This is a genomic window from Cohnella sp. (assembly GCF_041640265.1).
Taxonomy (GTDB): Bacteria; Bacillota; Bacilli; order Paenibacillales; family Paenibacillaceae; genus Cohnella.
In genome coordinates, this window is the sequence record NZ_JBEQAP010000006.1 from 14,787 (window position 1) to 32,201 (window position 17,415).

Genomic DNA, 17,415 nt, shown 5'->3' on the forward strand with positions numbered 1-17,415 from the left:
CTGGGTTATTATTACCATTTGTCGATTTTTCGAAAAAAACTTTTCACTGTCCATGAAGTAATATAATCTATTTATAAATGAGTACCTCAAGATAAGGGGAAATGAGCATGTATTCGCTGATGATAGTTGACGATGAGATGGAGATCCGCGAAGGGCTGCTTTCTTTCGATTACCACGCACTTGGCATCGGCAGGGTGAAAGCGTGCGAAAACGGTCTTAGTGCACTCGAGGCTCTGGAAAACGAGTCGTTCGATCTGATCATTTCAGATATTCGGATGCCCTTTCTGGACGGCTTGGCGCTTTCACAGCAAGTCTCCAAAAAATATCCGCAAGTGAAGGTCATTATTTTGTCGGGCTACAGCGATTTTGAATATGCCCGGAAATGCATTTACTACGGCGTGGTCACTTATCTTCTCAAGCCTGTAGATTTTACGGAACTGGAGGAAGCTTTGGCCAAGACGGTACAGCTTCTGGATTCGGAGAAGGAAAAGACCTTCCGGCAAAACGCGATCGAGCGCAAATTGCTGCTGTCAATTGCCGTTCACCGTAAAAAGTTTCTCCAATCCATTACGACTCGCCCTATGGGGGACGAAGAGATGGAAGAGGGAAGCGTGCTGTCGGAGGTTCGGCTCGACAGCGGCCGATACACGGTTGTGCTGCTGCGCATGAACACTTATCCCAAGCGGCCTCCCTCCTGCTCAGGCAATGACTGGAGGCTGGCCATCTTTGCCCTTGATAATATTTTGAAGGAATTTTGGGTCGAACAGGATTACGGCTATCACGACGTAGATGCGGAAACCGGGGAGTGTCTGCTTCTGGTTACGGACACTTCCCTGCAGACAAATGAAAGCGGTTTAAACGCCTGCATGGCGGCTCTCCTGTCGGAGCTTGCCCGTTTTCGGGGGCTTTTCCGGACTGCACTGACCTACGCCATCGGCAGCTGCGTTCAGGACTTACGGTATTTGCCGCTTTCTCGGCATTCAGCGGCTTGTCAGATGGAGGGAGAACAAGAGGATGTGCAGACGAGTCCGCCTGCGATTCATTCCGGCATCGAGGTTCCCGGTTGGGACGAGGCTGTGGCTGACGTGAGGCCTGCGGATGAAACGACAAGAAAACAGATTCAAGAGGCTAAGGCATATATATTGGCAAATTTCAAACGCCCCCTTTCCCTGCAGGATGTCGCGGATCACGTTTATATGAACCCGAGCTACTTAAGCTACCTTTTCAAGGAAACCACCGGGCAGAATTATATCGATTTTCTTATCGCTTGCCGTGTGCAGGAAGCTCAGAAGCTGCTTAATGATGTCCAGTTGAAGATCTATCAGGTTGGAGAAATGGTAGGGTATGAGAACCCGAGGTATTTCGCCTATATCTTCAAGAAGGTTACGGGTAAAACGCCAGTCGAATTCCGCAATCAAACCACCTGAGCGGGTGCCGTCCGCTCTTGACCGAAGGAAGGGCCGTCGTAACATGACTTTTGCGAAAAATCGAAATCTGCTCGTGGGCTGGGCTGTCCTCTTGTTTCTCGCATCATGCGGTCTGCTTGCGGCCATTAACCTGATCAATGCGCGCGATGTCAGCTCGGAAATGACAGGCGCCGCAGAACAGAATTTGTCCGCTTACATGCATGATAATGTAATGACTTCCTTAAAGGAAGCATCCACATTGCTAAACCAGCTGGACTCGCCCGCATTCATGAAGTATTCCAGTTCTTACGCGAATCTTCTGCCAGCTGACGACGCAGAAGCCCTGCGGCGGGATCTTGTCGCGCATCTAAAAAACCTTTCCCTGTCGCCAGCGCTGTACAACACGATCACTTTCCTGGGGAATAACGTCAACCAGGCAGGATTCAGCATGGTCGTCGATTCGGGCGAATGGATTGGAGCAAACAAGCTGCCTTCTATCGATGACTTGAAAAGCGCTGGTTTAACCAATACATTGCTGCAAAATTATGGCACCCCAGTTTACATCGCGCCTGGGCAGCTGAGCGATGAATTGGCGGCTGCCAAACCTGGATTGAGTTCGGAAAGCTACTACCGCTTGATCCGCTTTGTGCAGGAAATCGAGGGGCATGTCGTCATCAACAACGGCATCAACTTATCAAATGTCATTTCCTTCGTGGTTCTGAATGATGATTTCTTGAAAGACATTGTGGCCCAGCAGCGGGAAAGAAATCGAGATCTTTATAGGCTTACAGCCGGGGACCATGTCATTTGGAGCAGCGAGCCAGCAGGCAGCATCGAGCCGGGAGCAATCGAGGCAGCAGCCAAAGGAAACCGCGGCATGTACAAGCGCCAAACAATCAGCCTGACGCCTTTTTCCTTGCAGCTCATTGTTTACCAAAACAATGAAAAGGAGACCGCGCAGCAATGGGCGCTGCTAGCAAATTTCTTGAAACTGCTCGGCATCGGGCTCGTCTTATCAAGTGCTCTAGCCTATTATTTCGCAAATCGCTTCTTATACCCTTTCCGCGTTTTAGCCAAAGCAGCGAGGCAGGCGGGCAAGCATACGCCGCTGAGGAAAATTCCGGAGGAGCCCTTCGAAGCCAAACGCTTTTCCTCCATTTCTATTCGCCGAAAAATTTTGCTGCTTCTGGCCGTTTCGGTTATCGTCCCCGGCATCTTTTTCGGCATATCCATCAATCGGGTCATGTATGCTTATAACATGGACCAGAACAAGGAAATCTCCCTTGAAACCTCGCGGCAGATGGTGCTCAAGCTTCGGAATAAGATGAATGAGTATGAAACGATGACCAGGCAGCTTTCGGAGGATCCGCAGTTAACGACGTTCCTGAAGGCTTCTTCGTCCAAGCCGCCCTCGGCGGAGGTTTATGTTCCTTCGGTGTCCTATTATCCATCGTTGTATAGCATTTCGTATTTCATTCTTTACGATGATGTTGGTACTCCCAGGTATTCGTCCATATTCTCAAACAACTTGTCTTTGTTTAATGGAACCCGATACTCCGTGCAGAACGCTGATGGGAATGGAGCGGGAAAGGTTTTCTGGGTAACTGATGCCAAAAATATCTATAACCGTTCTGCGGTTATGCTTGTTGAGCGTTTAAATCCTTTGGGCGGCGATTACCGGGGTACACTTCAGATCGTATTAAAAGATGAAGCGCTTGAATCGATCGATTTGGACAACCGGCACAGCTTCTTGGTGATGAATCGCACAAACGAGGTCATCTACTCAAGCTATACTGCGCAGGAGCCTTTCAAGCAAGCGGCAAGCCAACTGGCTGTTACTGACCCCGTGCAGACTGGCGGTTCCGTTAAAAACGGCGTTATCACCATTAACGGAAGCCATCAAATCATGGTTTCGCAGCCAATCTCTAATACGGATTGGAACTTGATTGTTTTTCATGCGATCGACGATGTGCTCTCTAAATATAACGAGTTGCTGTACCGGAGCGTCATCGTGTTTATCGGAGTCATGCTGATCATTTTCGTTGTGATGGGGCATGTCTCAAGCAGGTTTGTTCGTTCCATCATGGCCTTGCATCGATCGGTAGATACACGGGGGCAGCTCTCCATCGTCGAAGACGGCGGTCCCAAGGACGAAATTTCCGAGCTTGTGATGAAATTCAACCAAATGGTTCTGCAGTCGAATGAGTTATCGGAGCAAAATGTCAACAACCGATTGCGGGAACAAAAGCTGATTTCTATGAAGACCAAAGCCGAGCTCGCCATGCTGCAGCAGCAAATCAATCCTCATTTTCTCTATAACACGCTGGAAGCCATTAATATGCGCGCACGGCAATATGGCGCAGAGGAGGTTGGCACAATGGTCGTTTCGCTTGCGAAGCTGTTCCGCTTCAGCATTGACCGTGGCAAGGAGGATGATACGGTTTCGTTGCAGGAGGAGATCGATCACGTTCAAAATTATATTCTCATCCAATCGATTCGCTTCAAGGATAAATTCACTACGCATTGGGAGCTGGAGCCGGCCGCTCTGGAAGCCAGCGTCATGCGGTTTATTTTACAGCCGCTGGTGGAAAATGCTATTCAACATGGCATTAACGATTATTCCAGCGGTGGAGAAATTTCTATTTCGGCGAAGTATACAGGCCTGGCCCTTCAGCTTACCGTGGCGGACAATGGCATCGGGATGTCCGCCGAACAGCTGGCAAGGGTGCGCCAGAAGCTGGAGAATTCCGATGATGCCGCTGATAATTCAGAAAACGAACGGCACGAGTTCAAGACTGGGGTAGGCCTCAGGAATGTGTATCTGCGGTTAAAGCTTTTTTATCGCGACAAAGTGGATTTTCAGCTCGACAGCAAGGAATACGAAGGCACCGTAATTACCATTCGAATCAGACAATGAGCGTTAAGCATTGAATTACTGGGCTTATCCAAATTACCAGTTCAGTTTAGTGCTTTTGTTACCACTATGAAATAGACTCCCGGAGATTAGGGGGCGATCATGGCTGAAATGTGGCTCAAGAAATGAAAAGCGCCGATCGTAGGGCTATTCTCGAACAGAGATTCCGTTCTGGAAAATGCATTCGACGAGCCGCTTGACTTTACCGTCAGACGTGGCGGGAGAGTTATCTCCCGTCTTGCCTTTCAGCGGCTTACGCCGCTTTGGTTTCTTATTGGGTTTAAAGTTAATCTCATCGGCCGACCTTAAACCCCTCGCTAATTTTTGACACACATACTTATACATATAAAAGAATATTTACTTGTTTTTTCATCAATTATGACAATCCGTTCTCACTAATTTTGAAAATTATCTCAATAATTCTGACGACACACACCTAACAACTTTGTCACCCAACAAAAAAAGAAAGACCCCTGTATGGTGTCATAATTGTTGAGAAAACTGTGGCAATAATCGTTGATTTATCAAGTGGTGTTTTCACAATTAATGAGAAAGACATTTGCCTAGAAAGCCCGAGAACGTGCTAATTTACATAATCGATGAGAATATCCGGCAAGATCCGAATGCATATTTATGCATGAATTGTATGATGATCCAAACATACTGTATTTGGGCCGGAAGCACAAAAAAAGTGCTTGCCATTGACTTATCAAGCCAATAGCAAACCAGATCAGGAGCTTCTATTAATTGAACCTATAAGTTGTCAAGAACTTGATGTCATAAATGACAAGAACTTGACCCCGTTTCCTTGCAAAAAACCATCGCCCAGGACGATGGTTTTTTTTAATAATCAAATCATATTGTCAGTCTCGATACATATCGTTCTAACACCTTACTTATATGTTTACGTGTTTGAAAATTATAAGTTTAGTTCTGTCCTTCTGTTGTTATATTAAAAACCGGCTGCTTACTACTCAGCAACCGGTTTTTGTCAGTATATCTTACGATTTATTATTAAGAAAAGTTTTAATTCCTGATGCGATACAAATCGGTTTATTATGACTTCATGGTTTTTGAGATGGTGTTCTAATAGCTTGTCTAGACTTCCTTCTGCTGTTTGCAGAGGCGTTAAGTCGTCAGGATTAAGAAGGTTGATTAGGTTTAGAAACTCTAACTCATTATATAAAACCTGTATTACCCTTCATTTTCCTATACACGAAATTATGTTGACGGCAACATATCTCCGTGCTATATTTATGTTGCCGGCAACATATTCGAAAGGAGCGAACTGGATATGACAAAATTATGGGAAGAAAATAGAGTGGGGCGAATGCAGTTGCCTCATCGATTAGCTATGGCCCCAATGACTCGATCGCGAGCACTTCATAACGGAGTGCCAAGCAAACTAGCAGCTGAGTATTACGCCCAACGTGCATCGCTTGGATTGTTGATTAGTGAAGGATCACAACCCTCCGAAGATGGTCAAGGCTATCTGAATACGCCTGGCATATATACCGAAGAGCATGCCGCAGGCTGGCGTGAGATTGCAGACCGTGTCCACGAGTCGGGAGGCCATCTGTACATTCAATTAATGCATGTAGGGCGTATGTCCCATCCAGACAACACACCGCATCACCGGCAAACCGTCGCACCTTCAGCCGTTGCACCGAATCCAGAGATCGCAAGCATGTATACACCGACCGGAATGCAGGCTATTCCAATCCCTCGAGAGCTAAGCTATGATGATATCAAAGCCACAACCGCAGATTTTGTGCGTGCTGCTGAGACAGCAATCCAAGCTGGTGCCGATGGTGTAGAAATTCATGGAGCCAACGGTTATCTCATTCATCAGTTCTTATCCGAAAATGCGAACTTAAGAACTGACAACTATGGCGGCTCAATCGAGAACCGTTCCAGATTTGCAATTGAGACAGCTTTAGCAGTGGCCGAGGCCATCGGAGCGGATCGTGTAGGATTCCGGATTTCCCCAGGCATTCCTTTTGGAGATATCCATGAAGGGGAGCTTGGACCTGATGTCTATCGCTATCTTGTCCAGGAATTAGCCAAACTGCGCTTATCCTATCTTCATGTGCTGCATGTAGGCAATGATGAGCTGCTTCACGATATTCGCAAAGCTTGGCCAACCGCATTGCTTGTGAATCGAGCTGGCCGGCCTCTCGAGCAATTGGCGGCTGATATCGATTTAGATCTTGCAGATATTGCGCCTGTGGGCTCCTGGGCGCTCGCGAATCCTGATTTTGTAGCGCGCGTTAAAGCAAGAGCATCGTTGAATGAAATAGATCGCTCCACCTTTTATGAGGGCGGAGAGAAGGGTTATATCGATTATCCAACCATGAAATAAAGTACAACTATTACAATGGAGGTAACAATGAAGCGGGATCAAGGCGATGTACACATGGAACGAAAAGATGAAGCATTAACCGCAACGGTAAGCTATTCGATATTTGCGTTAGCACGTTCTCATCGAGCTCTGGCTGCTCAACTGCTTCGAGAAATCAATTTATTCGCGGGTCAGGAAATCATGCTCATGTACCTGTGGAATAATGACGGTCAATCCCAACAAAGCTTGGGCCGTTCGATTGGTTTGGATCATTCTACAGTAGCCAAATCGATGAAACGCCTGGAGGAGGCCGGCCTAGTCACGCGCACCCGTTCTAACCAAGACGGTCGAGTGACACTGGTCTATCTAACAGAAACCGGCCGCAATCTCGAAGCCAAAGTAAATGACATCTGGAAAGAGCTCGAACAGATTACAACACGAGGTTTAACGTCGTCGGAATGCGATATCATCGTTTCGTTGGCACACCGGATTACCGCCTCAATTGACGCTGCAGATGCCCCTTTTGGCGTGAGCAGCGTACCTCCCATCATTAAGGAGGATATATGAAATGTTAAAAGAAACAATGAGCGCTATACAGGTAAATCAATACGGGGGACCTGAAGTAATGATGCTGGACAGAGTCGAAAATCCCGTCCCTAAAGCAGGTGAAGTCACGGTTCAGATTCATTATGCAACCGTCATGCCAATCGACTATAAAATTCGAAACGGCTGGTTGCAGCAGGTATATCCTAAGACATTTCCGTATGTTCCCGGCAACTATGCAGCAGGTGTGATCCATTCAGTCGGATCAAGCGTGACTCAGTGGATCCCCCCGGTGATCGTGTGTTCGGTGCTGTTAACGGAGGGTATGCGGAGTACGCTACAGCTGAGGTGAATCGTCTATTCCCTTTGCCTGATTCACTGAGTTTCGAACAAGCAGCTACCATTCTAGGGGGTGCTGACTCGGCTTGGAAGGCATTGTTTACGGAAGGTGAACTGGAAGCGGGACAAACGGTATTGATTCACGCTGCAGCCGGCGGTGTCGGTCAATTCGCAATACAACTGGCCAAATGGAAAGGCGCTGAGGTGATCGGCACAGCTTCCGCACGAAACCTTGATTTCATTAAGTCGCTTGGAGCCGATGTGGTCATCGATTATGAGACCTCCCGCTTTGAAGAAATCGCTCGTGACGTTGATTTAGTCGTCGATACAGTGGGTAGAGATACCGAAGATCGCTCGTGGTCTGTACTGAAGCGCGGAGGTCGTCTGGTTTCACTGGTACAACCACCGAATCAGAATCAGGCTGAGTCACATGGTATAAAAGCAATGTTCAATTCAAAATTCCCTACCCCTGAAGATCTGGTGCTAATTGTGGAATTGGTGGCCAATGGAACCATTAAACCTGCCATCGACCGCATCTATCCTCTAAGCGAAGCCGCACAGGCTTTGTCTCGAAGCGAAAACCGTCACGGCCGCGGTCGGATACTGCTAAGCACTCTCTTACCATAAATAAACGAGCCAAGTTTCTAGGCCAAATCCACTTTGCTTTGCTCGTCTTCGCAGGAGTCTGCTAATTAAAGAAATTGTTCATGGGTATCGTGATACAATTAAGAGTTTTGATATCGATGACAATCATTCATTAACAATGACAGAGGATTTCTTTGAAGGCACCTGATTGGTGCCTTTTTCGTCGTAAAAATCGCTATTCGGTGTAACGTGTAACGCTCGTAACGATAAGGTTTGAAGTCACGTCGTTACTGGTGTTTAGGTATGAATTGGGATTATGAGGATTTAACGCTAACGGATGAGCAGACTGCCGCAGCGATCTGACGTAAAGGGCAGGATAGTGTAATATCAAACGGTTCACATCGTTCCTGACTTTACCAGGAAATAAACAAGACCCTCGAATAGGGTCTTGTTTTGATTGAGAAGTTTATTCGCTATTAGGCCAAGCAAGATTGTTACTTTAGTCGATTAGTTTTAACACGATTGACAAGTTCTTCGGAAGCTTTTATAAAAGCACCAACGTAATCATTAGTCATCGTAGTTGATGGATGAATTGCAATAGCCTTTCGGTTAAACATCGCACCGTTGTGGCCTTCAATCTCAGGAGTGAAAAGTAGTGGTACGACACGCTCAGCATATGTCTCTGGACTTTGCGACAAAAGACCAACTAGAGACTCAATAATTCGAAATTTTATGCTGTCTTTACCAAGTGTATTGCTGCGAATATTTGTTTTAATTAGTCCAGGATTTAGACCATAAAAGTTAATGTGCGGGTAACGTTTCACGGAATCAAGAACGAGTGCTTCGTTACCAATTACAGTATTCATATGTGCAACCATGGTTTTGTAAGTGCGTTCGGAATTTAGATCATCTATGCTCGCGGATTGGTTTGAACCTGGAAAACCCATAATAAAGACACGGGGTTTACTTTTAGCGTTTAATCGATCATTGCCAAGCCGTGGGGCAATTTCCCGAAGCAATACTAGCCTGTTTAAAAAGCTTACAGCCATATCTCGTTCGAGACCCTCACTTGTTTCTTGGCGTTTCGGGGCGGCCATGATTCCTGTAGTCAGGACAAGTAGGTCGAGAGTTTCCGCAGGTAACAGATTGCTGACGCGTTCCGCTTCTGAAAGTAGACTCAGGTCGGCCTTGATGAACGAAATGCCTTTTATATCTTTATCTCTGAATGTTTGTCCTACTACAGTAACATTCGCACCTCGTAAAGCCATCAGGCGACTGAAGGCTCGGCCTAAGCCGCCAGTTCCACCAACTACTGTAACGTTTCTCCCTTTTAGGTCAAGTTTATTTGCAGCAATTGCATTCCATGTAATGTTTTTATTTCGTTTCATATTGCACACCCTTCTTCGTGTCTTATTAATTAAGTGGAGTTAGAAAATATTGGGATTAAAATTGATGGATACAACGAACTGGTAATTGATGATAATACTCCGCACCATCGCCTAGGGGTTGCTCCTTCTGCGATTGCGCCTTTTATATGTTGCCGACCACACTAATATAGCATATGATTATGTGGTTGGCAACATTTCTTGTGAAAGATAATCCGTTTGTTTGAATTTCATTCTATATTTTATACTTATTTAAATTTTTGAGATTTCAATAAATTTCTACCGCAAAGACATCTCAAGTAATTCCCTTTAATCCAAGAGTTATTTTCATTACGCTTTTCACATTTGTGCTCCAAAGCCCAAAAATATTCATTCATTTTCCAGAACAAAAAAGGGCTTACCTCTGCTTTACTCTTTGACAGCGTTATTTTATTCGGTTGAATTTCAGCATTCATAAAAGTCTAAGATTGAACTCCTCAATAAATAACCATTTTAAGATTCAACATCAAACTGTTGAAGGTGTATCAAAATCATGATCGTTTTTAAACACTTTCCTAACAATATTTCATCGGTTGAAGTAATTAACTTTCTTTCAATAAATAAAAGACCAAGTTACCCGTTAATTAAAAGGGTAACTTGGTCTTTTATTTATTTATTCATTATTATGCATATTGGTGTAATTCTAACAAATTACGAAACAGAAATTCTAATCAATTCTGGAATATCATCAACAAAGACCGACCCCGAAGGGTCTTTTTCCTCACCTTAAATTACGAACACTTACTATAACCACAGTTCCCACAAGTTTTACATCCCTCTACGTTCAGCAGCGATGCTGATCCGCAGGATGGGCATAAGTCCTTTGACGTGTATGCAAGCTTGGATTTCTCCGTGCTAGCGGTATAACTAGTTGCCGCTATTGGTGTTTCGACGGCTGAAGTATATTCCTGCTCCATGATTCCGGCATGCGTCTCGAGCGCTTGGGATACAGCGTCCGCGATGGACTCGACTCTGTTCGGACCAAAGCCGACTGCGCCGGAGCCGCCGATACCCTTGAGATGCTTCACGAGCAACGAGACTTTATTGCCATGATCGCCGTAACGCAGGAACAAGGAGCATACACGGCCAAGCGCTTCCGCCATTGCGAATACGTCGGAGCCCGCTTTACCAACGTTCAGGAAGATTTCCCCAGGAGTGCCATCGATGTCGTTCACTGTAATGTAAGCCATACCGAATGGCGTATTGTATTTGTATGTCGCCCCGCGCAATACTTTCGGACGGCTCTTGTATTGCTTGTCGAATACTTGCTGCTGAGGTGTCACGTTGACATTCAGAGCGGCATTCAGAGAATCGACTTGTGCGGATTCCACTACTGAAGCCACGTCTGCTGAATCAACCTCGGCAACAACCTCCGCTTTAGCATCATCTTTCTTCTCATCCTTAGCCGTGCTAAGAACTTGAACGTCGCGACTTCCGTCACGATAGATGGTTACACCCTTACAGCCAAGCTCGAATGCCAATTCGTACAGCTCAGCCGTCTCTTCGACTGTGAAGTCCGCTGGACAATTCGCCGTCTTGGAGATGGAGCTGTCTACCCAACGCTGAATAGCTGCTTGCGTACGGATATGGTCCTTAGCGGACAGGTCCATCGAGGTGACGAACCACTCTGGAAGCTCCTCATTCGGATGAGCATCCTTCCATTCTTGCGCAATAGGGACCAATTGCTTATCGAAGCCTAGTCGGCTCTGACGGAAAAATTCAAACGCGAAGTAAGGCTCGATTCCAGTGGAAGTACCTACCATCGTACCTGTGGAGCCTGTAGGCGCCTGCGTAATAATGGTAACATTACGAATACCGCGCTTCGTAATGGCTTCGCCAACTTCCGGATACTCTTCAACCATATTTTTCATAAAGCCGCTCTGCATGAATGGCTCCAAATCGAAAGCTGGGAAGGAGCCTTTCTCTGCTGCGATTTCCGTTGACGCAAGGTAAGCCTCGCGCGCCATGAAACCATACAGCTTATCGAGGAATTCCAAGCTCTCTGGGCTGCCGTAGCGAACCTCAAGCTTGATCATCAACTCCGCCAAGCCCATCGTACCCAAACCTACGCGGCGCTCGTTCTTCTGATTGCGTTTATTCTCTTCGAAATGATACGGCGTCGTATCGATAACGTTATCCAGAAAACGGGTCGAGTACTTGACAACCTTAGCTAACTCATCCCAAGCTACATCTTGTTTCTCCGCATCATAGAACTTGGATAAGTTAATAGCAGATAAATTACACACTCCCCATGCTGGGAGCCCTTGCTCGCCACACGGATTCGTGCAAATTATCGGATTGAAGTACCAGCTGTTGGACATTTGGTTGTAATATTCCATGAATACTACACCAGGCTCAGCGGACTTCCATGCGCCATCGATGATCGTGTTCCACACATCGCGTGCGCGAACTGTCTTGTAATGAACGACATTCTTGCCAAGCTTCTTCCACTTCTCAAGGTCGCCATCCCACAGCTCGTTATATTCCGGATCCTTAGCATCTGGGAATACCAGCTCCCAATCCAGATCTTCTTTAACAGCTTTCATGAAGGCATTGCTGACGCAAACCGAGAGATTCGCATTGGTAACTTGGCCCATCGTCTGTTTAACCGTGATGAAATCCATCACATCTGGATGCCAATCGTTAATCATGAGCATCAATGCTCCCCGTCGGCTTCCACCTTGCTCAATCAATCCAGTTGTATAGCTGAACAACCCGCCCCAGGAAACTGCACCGCTGGAGGATCCGTTTACTCCTTTAACCACTGAACGACGAGGACGCAAGGAGGATAAGTTAATACCTACGCCGCCTCCGCGAGCCATAATTTCAGTCATCTCAGACAAGGTTTCCATAATACCGCCGCGGCTATCATGAGGAGAAGGGATGACGTAGCAGTTAAATAACGTAAGCTCATCGCTCGCGCCCGCTCCTGCTGCAATCCGGCCGCCTGGAACGAGCTTCCAGTCATCGAGCAGCCATCGGAATTTGTCCGCCCATTCTTTCTGCTTCTCTGGAGTGGATTCTGCCGCAGACAGTGCTTTAGATAACCGTGTCCACATTTCCTCAGGTGTCTTTTCAATGGTTAAAGTTAGCTTCTCAATAGTCGATTGTACTAACTCTCCGTTGCGCAGCTTAACCGTTACATTCTGTCCTTCGCGGCTAACGACTTCACCAACATCCTTAGCTGGGAACTTCGGATCGTCCTTCGTTAGTACCAGAACAACATCGCCGACTTTAGTGTTCGTAGTATCGGCATTCTTCCAAGCGTAACGATCTAAAAATATTTTCTCGCTTAAGCCTTCCAAGCGTCTAGACTGCATTGTTTTCAATCCGGTACACCCTCCCGAACTTCATGATTTAATTGCTTTTAACTGATATACATTATTGTGCAGTGTATGTAAGTCACACAATATATTGGTATGCTTACGATTATACTACACCACATCTGGTGATTCCATAGGACAATAAGCACAATGATAAAAAACTGGCGAAAAATCGCGAACAACCTCGAATTAAGGCGTTTGAACCCTGCTGATAAAGATCATCTCCATCTATGGATCGCAAAGTATTCGCACTTGATGAATGAGTATTGTTTTGAAAGTCTCTCGTTTGCTCATACTAAGGAATGGCATCCAAAAAGGATTCATACTCATACCCTGCGATACTTGTCTCATCCTTATTCATGATGAGAAGACGATCGCCTAGGAGGTACTTAGGTGCACATCCCGTATTCCTCTCCCGCCGATTCTCCGTCTGGATCTGGCTCCGCATCTCTTATCGGGCATCCCTCACAAGAGAATCTCTCTGTTGCCGTTCCTGAGGGAGGGACTTTCGTTCCTTTCAGATCTCCCTCTAGCTTCTCTTCCGATCCCGCTCCTCGTAAGCTGCACCCGTTAGTGGATATGCATGTGGATCGCGGGGCTTTCGAAGAATTGGAGCGCAGAATCGAGCGCAACGGCCCATGGGATGATTGGAACATGTATCAGTTAGCCTTGGAGGCAGAGGAAGTTTCACTGGTCCCTGACTTCCATGCTTTGCTATGCCTGCAGCTTCTCCCGCATTTCAATCCGCTTCCTCATCAGATAGATACTGCACGCAGAGTGCTGCATGAGATGCGAGGACGTGCCATCTTGGCGGATGAGGTCGGGCTGGGCAAGACAATCGAAGCTGGACTAATTCTTAAGGAATATCTCATCCGCGGCTTGGTGAAGAAGGTGCTTATCCTCGTTCCCGCCTCCCTCGTGCTTCAATGGGTTCGGGAGCTTAACAGCAAGTTCGATATACCCGCCATTGCCCAGAGAAAAGCCTATACCTGGAACAATGATATCGTCGTTGCTTCCATGGATACAGCCAAACGCGACCCGCACCGCTCGATGCTTATGAATGAAGAGTTCGATCTACTCATCGTAGATGAAGCTCATAAATTGAAGAATAAGCGCACTGGGAATTACCAATTCATTAATGAGCTCCGCAAAAAATACTGCCTGCTGCTAACGGCTACCCCTGTTCAGAACGATATGACGGAGCTGTATAATCTCATTACGTTACTCAAGCCTGGCCAACTCGGTGGAGAAGGCGACTTCGCAGCCAACTTCGTAGCTGATCGCAGAGTGCCCAAGAACGAAGCCAAGCTTCATGAAGCGCTTGGACAGGTGATGATCCGCAATCGACGAATTGATGGAGGCGTGGAGTTCACTAAACGTATCGTCACGAACGTTCCTCTTCGCCTATCCGAGGAAGAGATGGCTCTGTACGAAGGAGTAACCGATTATGTCCGTAAGAACGCAGGTGCGGAGAACGGTGATCTAACCAGTATGCTTTCCCTCGTTACCCTGCAGCGAGAGGTATGCTCGAGCAGAGATGCCGTATTCCTTACGCTTATCAATCTATTTAAGAAAACAACGGAGGACTCTCCGCTTCGCGCGAAAATCTGGGAGCTTGTCGAGCTCATACGCAGCATCAAAGCGAATACAAAAGCAGAGAAAACGATGGAGCTCATCCAGAGCATGAACGACAAAGTGATCGTCTTCACCGAATATCGTGCAACCCAGGATTATCTTCTTAAGTATTTCAAGGAGCATGACCTATCAGCAGTCCCTTACCGAGGCGGAATGAACAGAGGCAAGAAGGACTGGATGATGGATTTATTCCGTAGACGCGCACAGGTAATGGTCGCAACCGAAGCAGGGGGCGAAGGAATAAATCTGCAATTCTGCCACCATGTGATCAATTTCGACTTGCCTTGGAACCCAATGAGAGTTGAGCAGAGGATTGGACGCGTTCACCGATTAGGGCAGACCGAGGACGTTCAAATCTATAATTTATGCACACTTGGAACTATAGAGGAACATATCGTACACCTGCTTCACGAGAAAATCAATATGTTTGAATTGGTCATCGGAGAGCTGGACGAGATCATTGCACAGTTCGAAAAAGAAGATTCCCTAGAGAAAAAGTTAGCTCAGCTCGTACTGGAATCCAGCAGTGGCGAGGAGCTCCGCAAACGAATTGATGTACTAGGCGATTCTTTACTCGCTAATAAAAATCAATCAAAGCAGGAGAGTTAAACCATGAATGCCAAACAAGTCCAGAAATTCGTTCTCTCTTACCTGGATTCCACAGGCTGCCAATTAATAGAAAAGAGCCCAAATCGCATAACCGTGAAGCTGTCACCCAAAGCGGATCGCTCCTTGACGAACCGACCCTTCTATTGGAGTTTTGTCGATCGGGCTGGAGTCGATCCAGAGACCATGACCTATGGTTGGTCCTTCGAGAATCCTTCCACAGAACAGGGATCATCCGGCTCATTGATTTCTTATCTCATGACGGATAATGGAAGAATTGTTCAGGAGGATATTTACTTTGGCTCAAGACGTCTGCATCAGCTGTTCGAAGCCGTTCGACAAGAGGGTCGTTGTGTCACCATGTTCGAGGAGCCTTCTCGCGGACGCCTTGATCCTCTTGGTTCTCAGCCCTACACGGCGTGGTTAGGCGTAAATTTCAAGGTTAGCTTCGAATGCGATATGAAACGCGAGGAAATATACGGTTGGGGAATATCCCTGGCAACGGGGATTATTGACGAGAATTTTCTAGAAACACTGAAGGATAGGAAGCTTTCCTCCCGTCTCCCTTCTAATGTTCATCTCTTAAGAAATGGATTATCCCTCCGCAAAGGGATGTCGCAACTCGAGCTTACAATGGAACGGAAGCTCAAAAATGTTGACTTTTCGTGGGCGGAGGATGCGGAGAGGCGGCGACAGGATGAACTGCAACGCATCAAGCATTACTATGCTCCGATGTTAGAGGCTATGGAACCCTCCGTGCAAAGGGAGGAGCTTGCCATTCGGTCCCAGCAGCGCGAAGCAGAGATTGATTGGCAATACCGGCCTCGAGTTTCATTATCCGTCATGAATTGCGGTATTTTTCATCTTCCCGGCATTCATTAGCGTCAGATAGTGGAATTATTTGTTTTCTCGGCACAATTAGAACCTTGGATACTCATGTGTATAGACAGGTTCCAACAGCCTTGGCATAGCCTGTCCATTAGAATGAATGAGATAGCTTGTTTAAACCCATCCCAATTACAACAGGTGAGTCCTTATGAAAAGCAATCGACAAAGCATACGAATACGAATAATCAGTGCTGTTACCTTATTACTCATGCTTTTTGTTTGGTCCTTTCCTTCTCAAGCTTACTCGAATCCATCTACCGCCGCACCAGACGCGGCTCCATTACCGTCGAAGCTTGAACAGCAAGTTAAAGAATGGGCGGTCTTACTTGCAAAACAGAAGCCCTTCGCCGTATATCAAACCGCCGATCCGCAGATCGAAGCACTCGGTCCGGGAACGCACAGCTGGCTGGTACTGTTTACTAAAGAAGGCAAAGATATCGGCTATATGGTTGTTCATGCGGTAACGGACGGTTCTTTCCGATTAGGAGAATATGGTCTTGGACCTTATTCCCTCTTCTCTCAGCAGCTGCTTACGCGATCGTTAATCGATAATGGCCTCCTATCCGAGGAAGACAGCCATTTAATGACTAGCGTCAAGCATTACATCCATCCCTTCGCCGCTGCATGGGAAGTTACAATCGGAGATGATCGCTATTGGCTCGATGCCAAGACCGCTGAGCTGCTGCCTGTCGACGCTTTGACATGGCAGCAATTCATTGCTGATTCTGCCGCTCCCCCCGACAAAGATATCAAGGAAAGCGCACGTATAGATTCACTAATGTTGAATGAATCCTTTGACGCATATGAAAGGCTTCCTTGGTTAACCAAAGAAGCCCCTTTTCCGGCAAAGGACGCCAAAAAGCTGCAGAGTCGCCTCAAGAATAAGCAACATTTGCGTTATGTAACCGAACCATTCGGAGAAATCATGCTGTATGCCGTTCCCGTTATCGGCTATCAGCAATGGTCAAACGGCCGAATGGATCTAGCCTTAGACATGGAAGGTACTCGTTTTATCCCTTTAAAGGCGTTGCTTCGCAAAGGGTTGTTTTATCGATAGTTAGATGAATCCAAGGAACGCACTTCAGGGTGTGTTTTATTTTTTTTGTCCGCTTTCTGACCCCACCACATCATTAGACCCATAGGAAGAACTCCGAACCAACGGGTTAACCAAGGCTCACGGCTGATTTTCTTATCCGACTTCTTTTCTTCCTCAATTCCGTTGCTGTCCAAGTAACTAACGACCCGTTCAGTCATGTATTTCAAGTATTCAGAGCTGTCCATTGTCTATCGCCTCCTTGGCATTAGCATGCCCGGAAAACGCAATCGGCAATCCTATTGCGGCGGCGTTCGAGGGATATAATGTTTTTCGCTTGAATGAGGAATGCTTGTTTAAGCCACGATACATAAGTGA

General features: G+C 46.6%; 12 protein-coding genes. 9 read left to right on the plus strand and 3 right to left on the minus strand.

What is annotated here, in order from left to right:
• Positions 1-107: 107 nt before the first annotated feature.
• The 6 genes from ACESLK_RS06585 to ACESLK_RS06610 all read left to right on the plus strand — a co-directional run bounded on the left by ACESLK_RS06585 (position 108) and on the right by ACESLK_RS06610 (position 8,170).
• Entirely contained in the window at positions 108-1,427 is a 1,320-nt protein-coding gene (locus tag ACESLK_RS06585) for a response regulator transcription factor (RefSeq protein WP_372663722.1), read from the plus strand.
• A gap of 43 nt (positions 1,428-1,470) precedes the next feature.
• Positions 1,471-4,323, plus strand: a complete 2,853-nt coding sequence (locus tag ACESLK_RS06590) for a sensor histidine kinase (RefSeq protein ID WP_372663724.1) — start codon at positions 1,471-1,473, stop codon at positions 4,321-4,323.
• Positions 4,324-5,614: 1,291 nt separating this feature from the next.
• Positions 5,615-6,682, plus strand: coding sequence for an alkene reductase (locus tag ACESLK_RS06595; protein ID WP_372663726.1), 1,068 nt, complete (start codon positions 5,615-5,617; stop codon positions 6,680-6,682).
• A gap of 27 nt (positions 6,683-6,709) precedes the next feature.
• A complete protein-coding gene (locus ACESLK_RS06600; RefSeq protein WP_372663728.1) occupies positions 6,710-7,228 on the plus strand; it encodes a MarR family winged helix-turn-helix transcriptional regulator in 519 nt (172 codons plus the stop codon).
• Position 7,229: 1 nt separating this feature from the next.
• Entirely contained in the window at positions 7,230-7,556 is a 327-nt protein-coding gene (locus ACESLK_RS06605; protein ID WP_372663730.1) for an alcohol dehydrogenase catalytic domain-containing protein, read from the plus strand.
• Positions 7,553-8,170, plus strand: a complete 618-nt coding sequence (locus ACESLK_RS06610; RefSeq protein ID WP_372663732.1) for an NADP-dependent oxidoreductase — start codon at positions 7,553-7,555, stop codon at positions 8,168-8,170. Before ACESLK_RS06605 ends, ACESLK_RS06610 begins: the two co-directional genes overlap by 4 nt.
• 452 nt (positions 8,171-8,622) lie before the next feature.
• Here the strand turns inward: ACESLK_RS06610 and ACESLK_RS06615 are convergent, their stop codons facing one another.
• Together ACESLK_RS06615 and ACESLK_RS06620 are read right to left on the minus strand one after the other, a co-directional pair.
• Positions 8,623-9,516, minus strand: coding sequence for a Rossmann-fold NAD(P)-binding domain-containing protein (locus ACESLK_RS06615; protein ID WP_372663734.1), 894 nt, complete (start codon positions 9,514-9,516; stop codon positions 8,623-8,625).
• A gap of 767 nt (positions 9,517-10,283) precedes the next feature.
• Complete coding sequence (locus ACESLK_RS06620) at positions 10,284-12,881, minus strand: adenosylcobalamin-dependent ribonucleoside-diphosphate reductase (RefSeq protein ID WP_372663736.1); 2,598 nt, start codon at positions 12,879-12,881, stop codon at positions 10,284-10,286.
• 573 nt (positions 12,882-13,454) lie between these two features.
• Here ACESLK_RS06620 and ACESLK_RS06625 point away from each other — a divergent pair.
• The 3 genes from ACESLK_RS06625 (at position 13,455) to ACESLK_RS06635 (ending at position 17,061) form a co-directional block, all read left to right on the plus strand.
• Positions 13,455-15,119, plus strand: coding sequence for a DEAD/DEAH box helicase (locus ACESLK_RS06625; protein ID WP_373228545.1), 1,665 nt, complete (start codon positions 13,455-13,457; stop codon positions 15,117-15,119).
• Between the two features lie 3 nt (positions 15,120-15,122).
• Positions 15,123-15,998, plus strand: a complete 876-nt coding sequence (locus tag ACESLK_RS06630) for a YqhG family protein (RefSeq protein ID WP_372663738.1) — start codon at positions 15,123-15,125, stop codon at positions 15,996-15,998.
• 154 nt (positions 15,999-16,152) lie between these two features.
• On the plus strand, positions 16,153-17,061 hold the full coding sequence (locus ACESLK_RS06635; protein WP_372663740.1) for a hypothetical protein: 909 nt from the start codon (positions 16,153-16,155) through the stop codon (positions 17,059-17,061).
• Here ACESLK_RS06635 and ACESLK_RS06640 read toward each other — a convergent pair.
• Entirely contained in the window at positions 17,052-17,285 is a 234-nt protein-coding gene (locus tag ACESLK_RS06640) for a YqzE family protein (RefSeq protein WP_372663741.1), read from the minus strand. The genes ACESLK_RS06635 and ACESLK_RS06640 overlap by 10 nt on opposite strands.
• Positions 17,286-17,415: the final 130 nt, after the last annotated feature.

Coding starts and splice junctions, on each gene's coding strand:
- ACESLK_RS06585 (WP_372663722.1), top strand. CDS start 108: ATGTATTCGCTGATGATAGTTGACGATGAGATGGAGATCCGCGAAGGG.
- ACESLK_RS06590 (WP_372663724.1), top strand. CDS start 1,471: ATGACTTTTGCGAAAAATCGAAATCTGCTCGTGGGCTGGGCTGTCCTC.
- ACESLK_RS06595 (WP_372663726.1), top strand. CDS start 5,615: ATGACAAAATTATGGGAAGAAAATAGAGTGGGGCGAATGCAGTTGCCT.
- ACESLK_RS06600 (WP_372663728.1), top strand. CDS start 6,710: ATGAAGCGGGATCAAGGCGATGTACACATGGAACGAAAAGATGAAGCA.
- ACESLK_RS06605 (WP_372663730.1), top strand. CDS start 7,230: ATGTTAAAAGAAACAATGAGCGCTATACAGGTAAATCAATACGGGGGA.
- ACESLK_RS06615 (WP_372663734.1), bottom strand. CDS start 9,516: ATGAAACGAAATAAAAACATTACATGGAATGCAATTGCTGCAAATAAA.
- ACESLK_RS06625 (WP_373228545.1), top strand. CDS start 13,455: ATGCATGTGGATCGCGGGGCTTTCGAAGAATTGGAGCGCAGAATCGAG.
- ACESLK_RS06630 (WP_372663738.1), top strand. CDS start 15,123: ATGAATGCCAAACAAGTCCAGAAATTCGTTCTCTCTTACCTGGATTCC.
- ACESLK_RS06635 (WP_372663740.1), top strand. CDS start 16,153: ATGAAAAGCAATCGACAAAGCATACGAATACGAATAATCAGTGCTGTT.
- ACESLK_RS06640 (WP_372663741.1), bottom strand. CDS start 17,285: ATGGACAGCTCTGAATACTTGAAATACATGACTGAACGGGTCGTTAGT.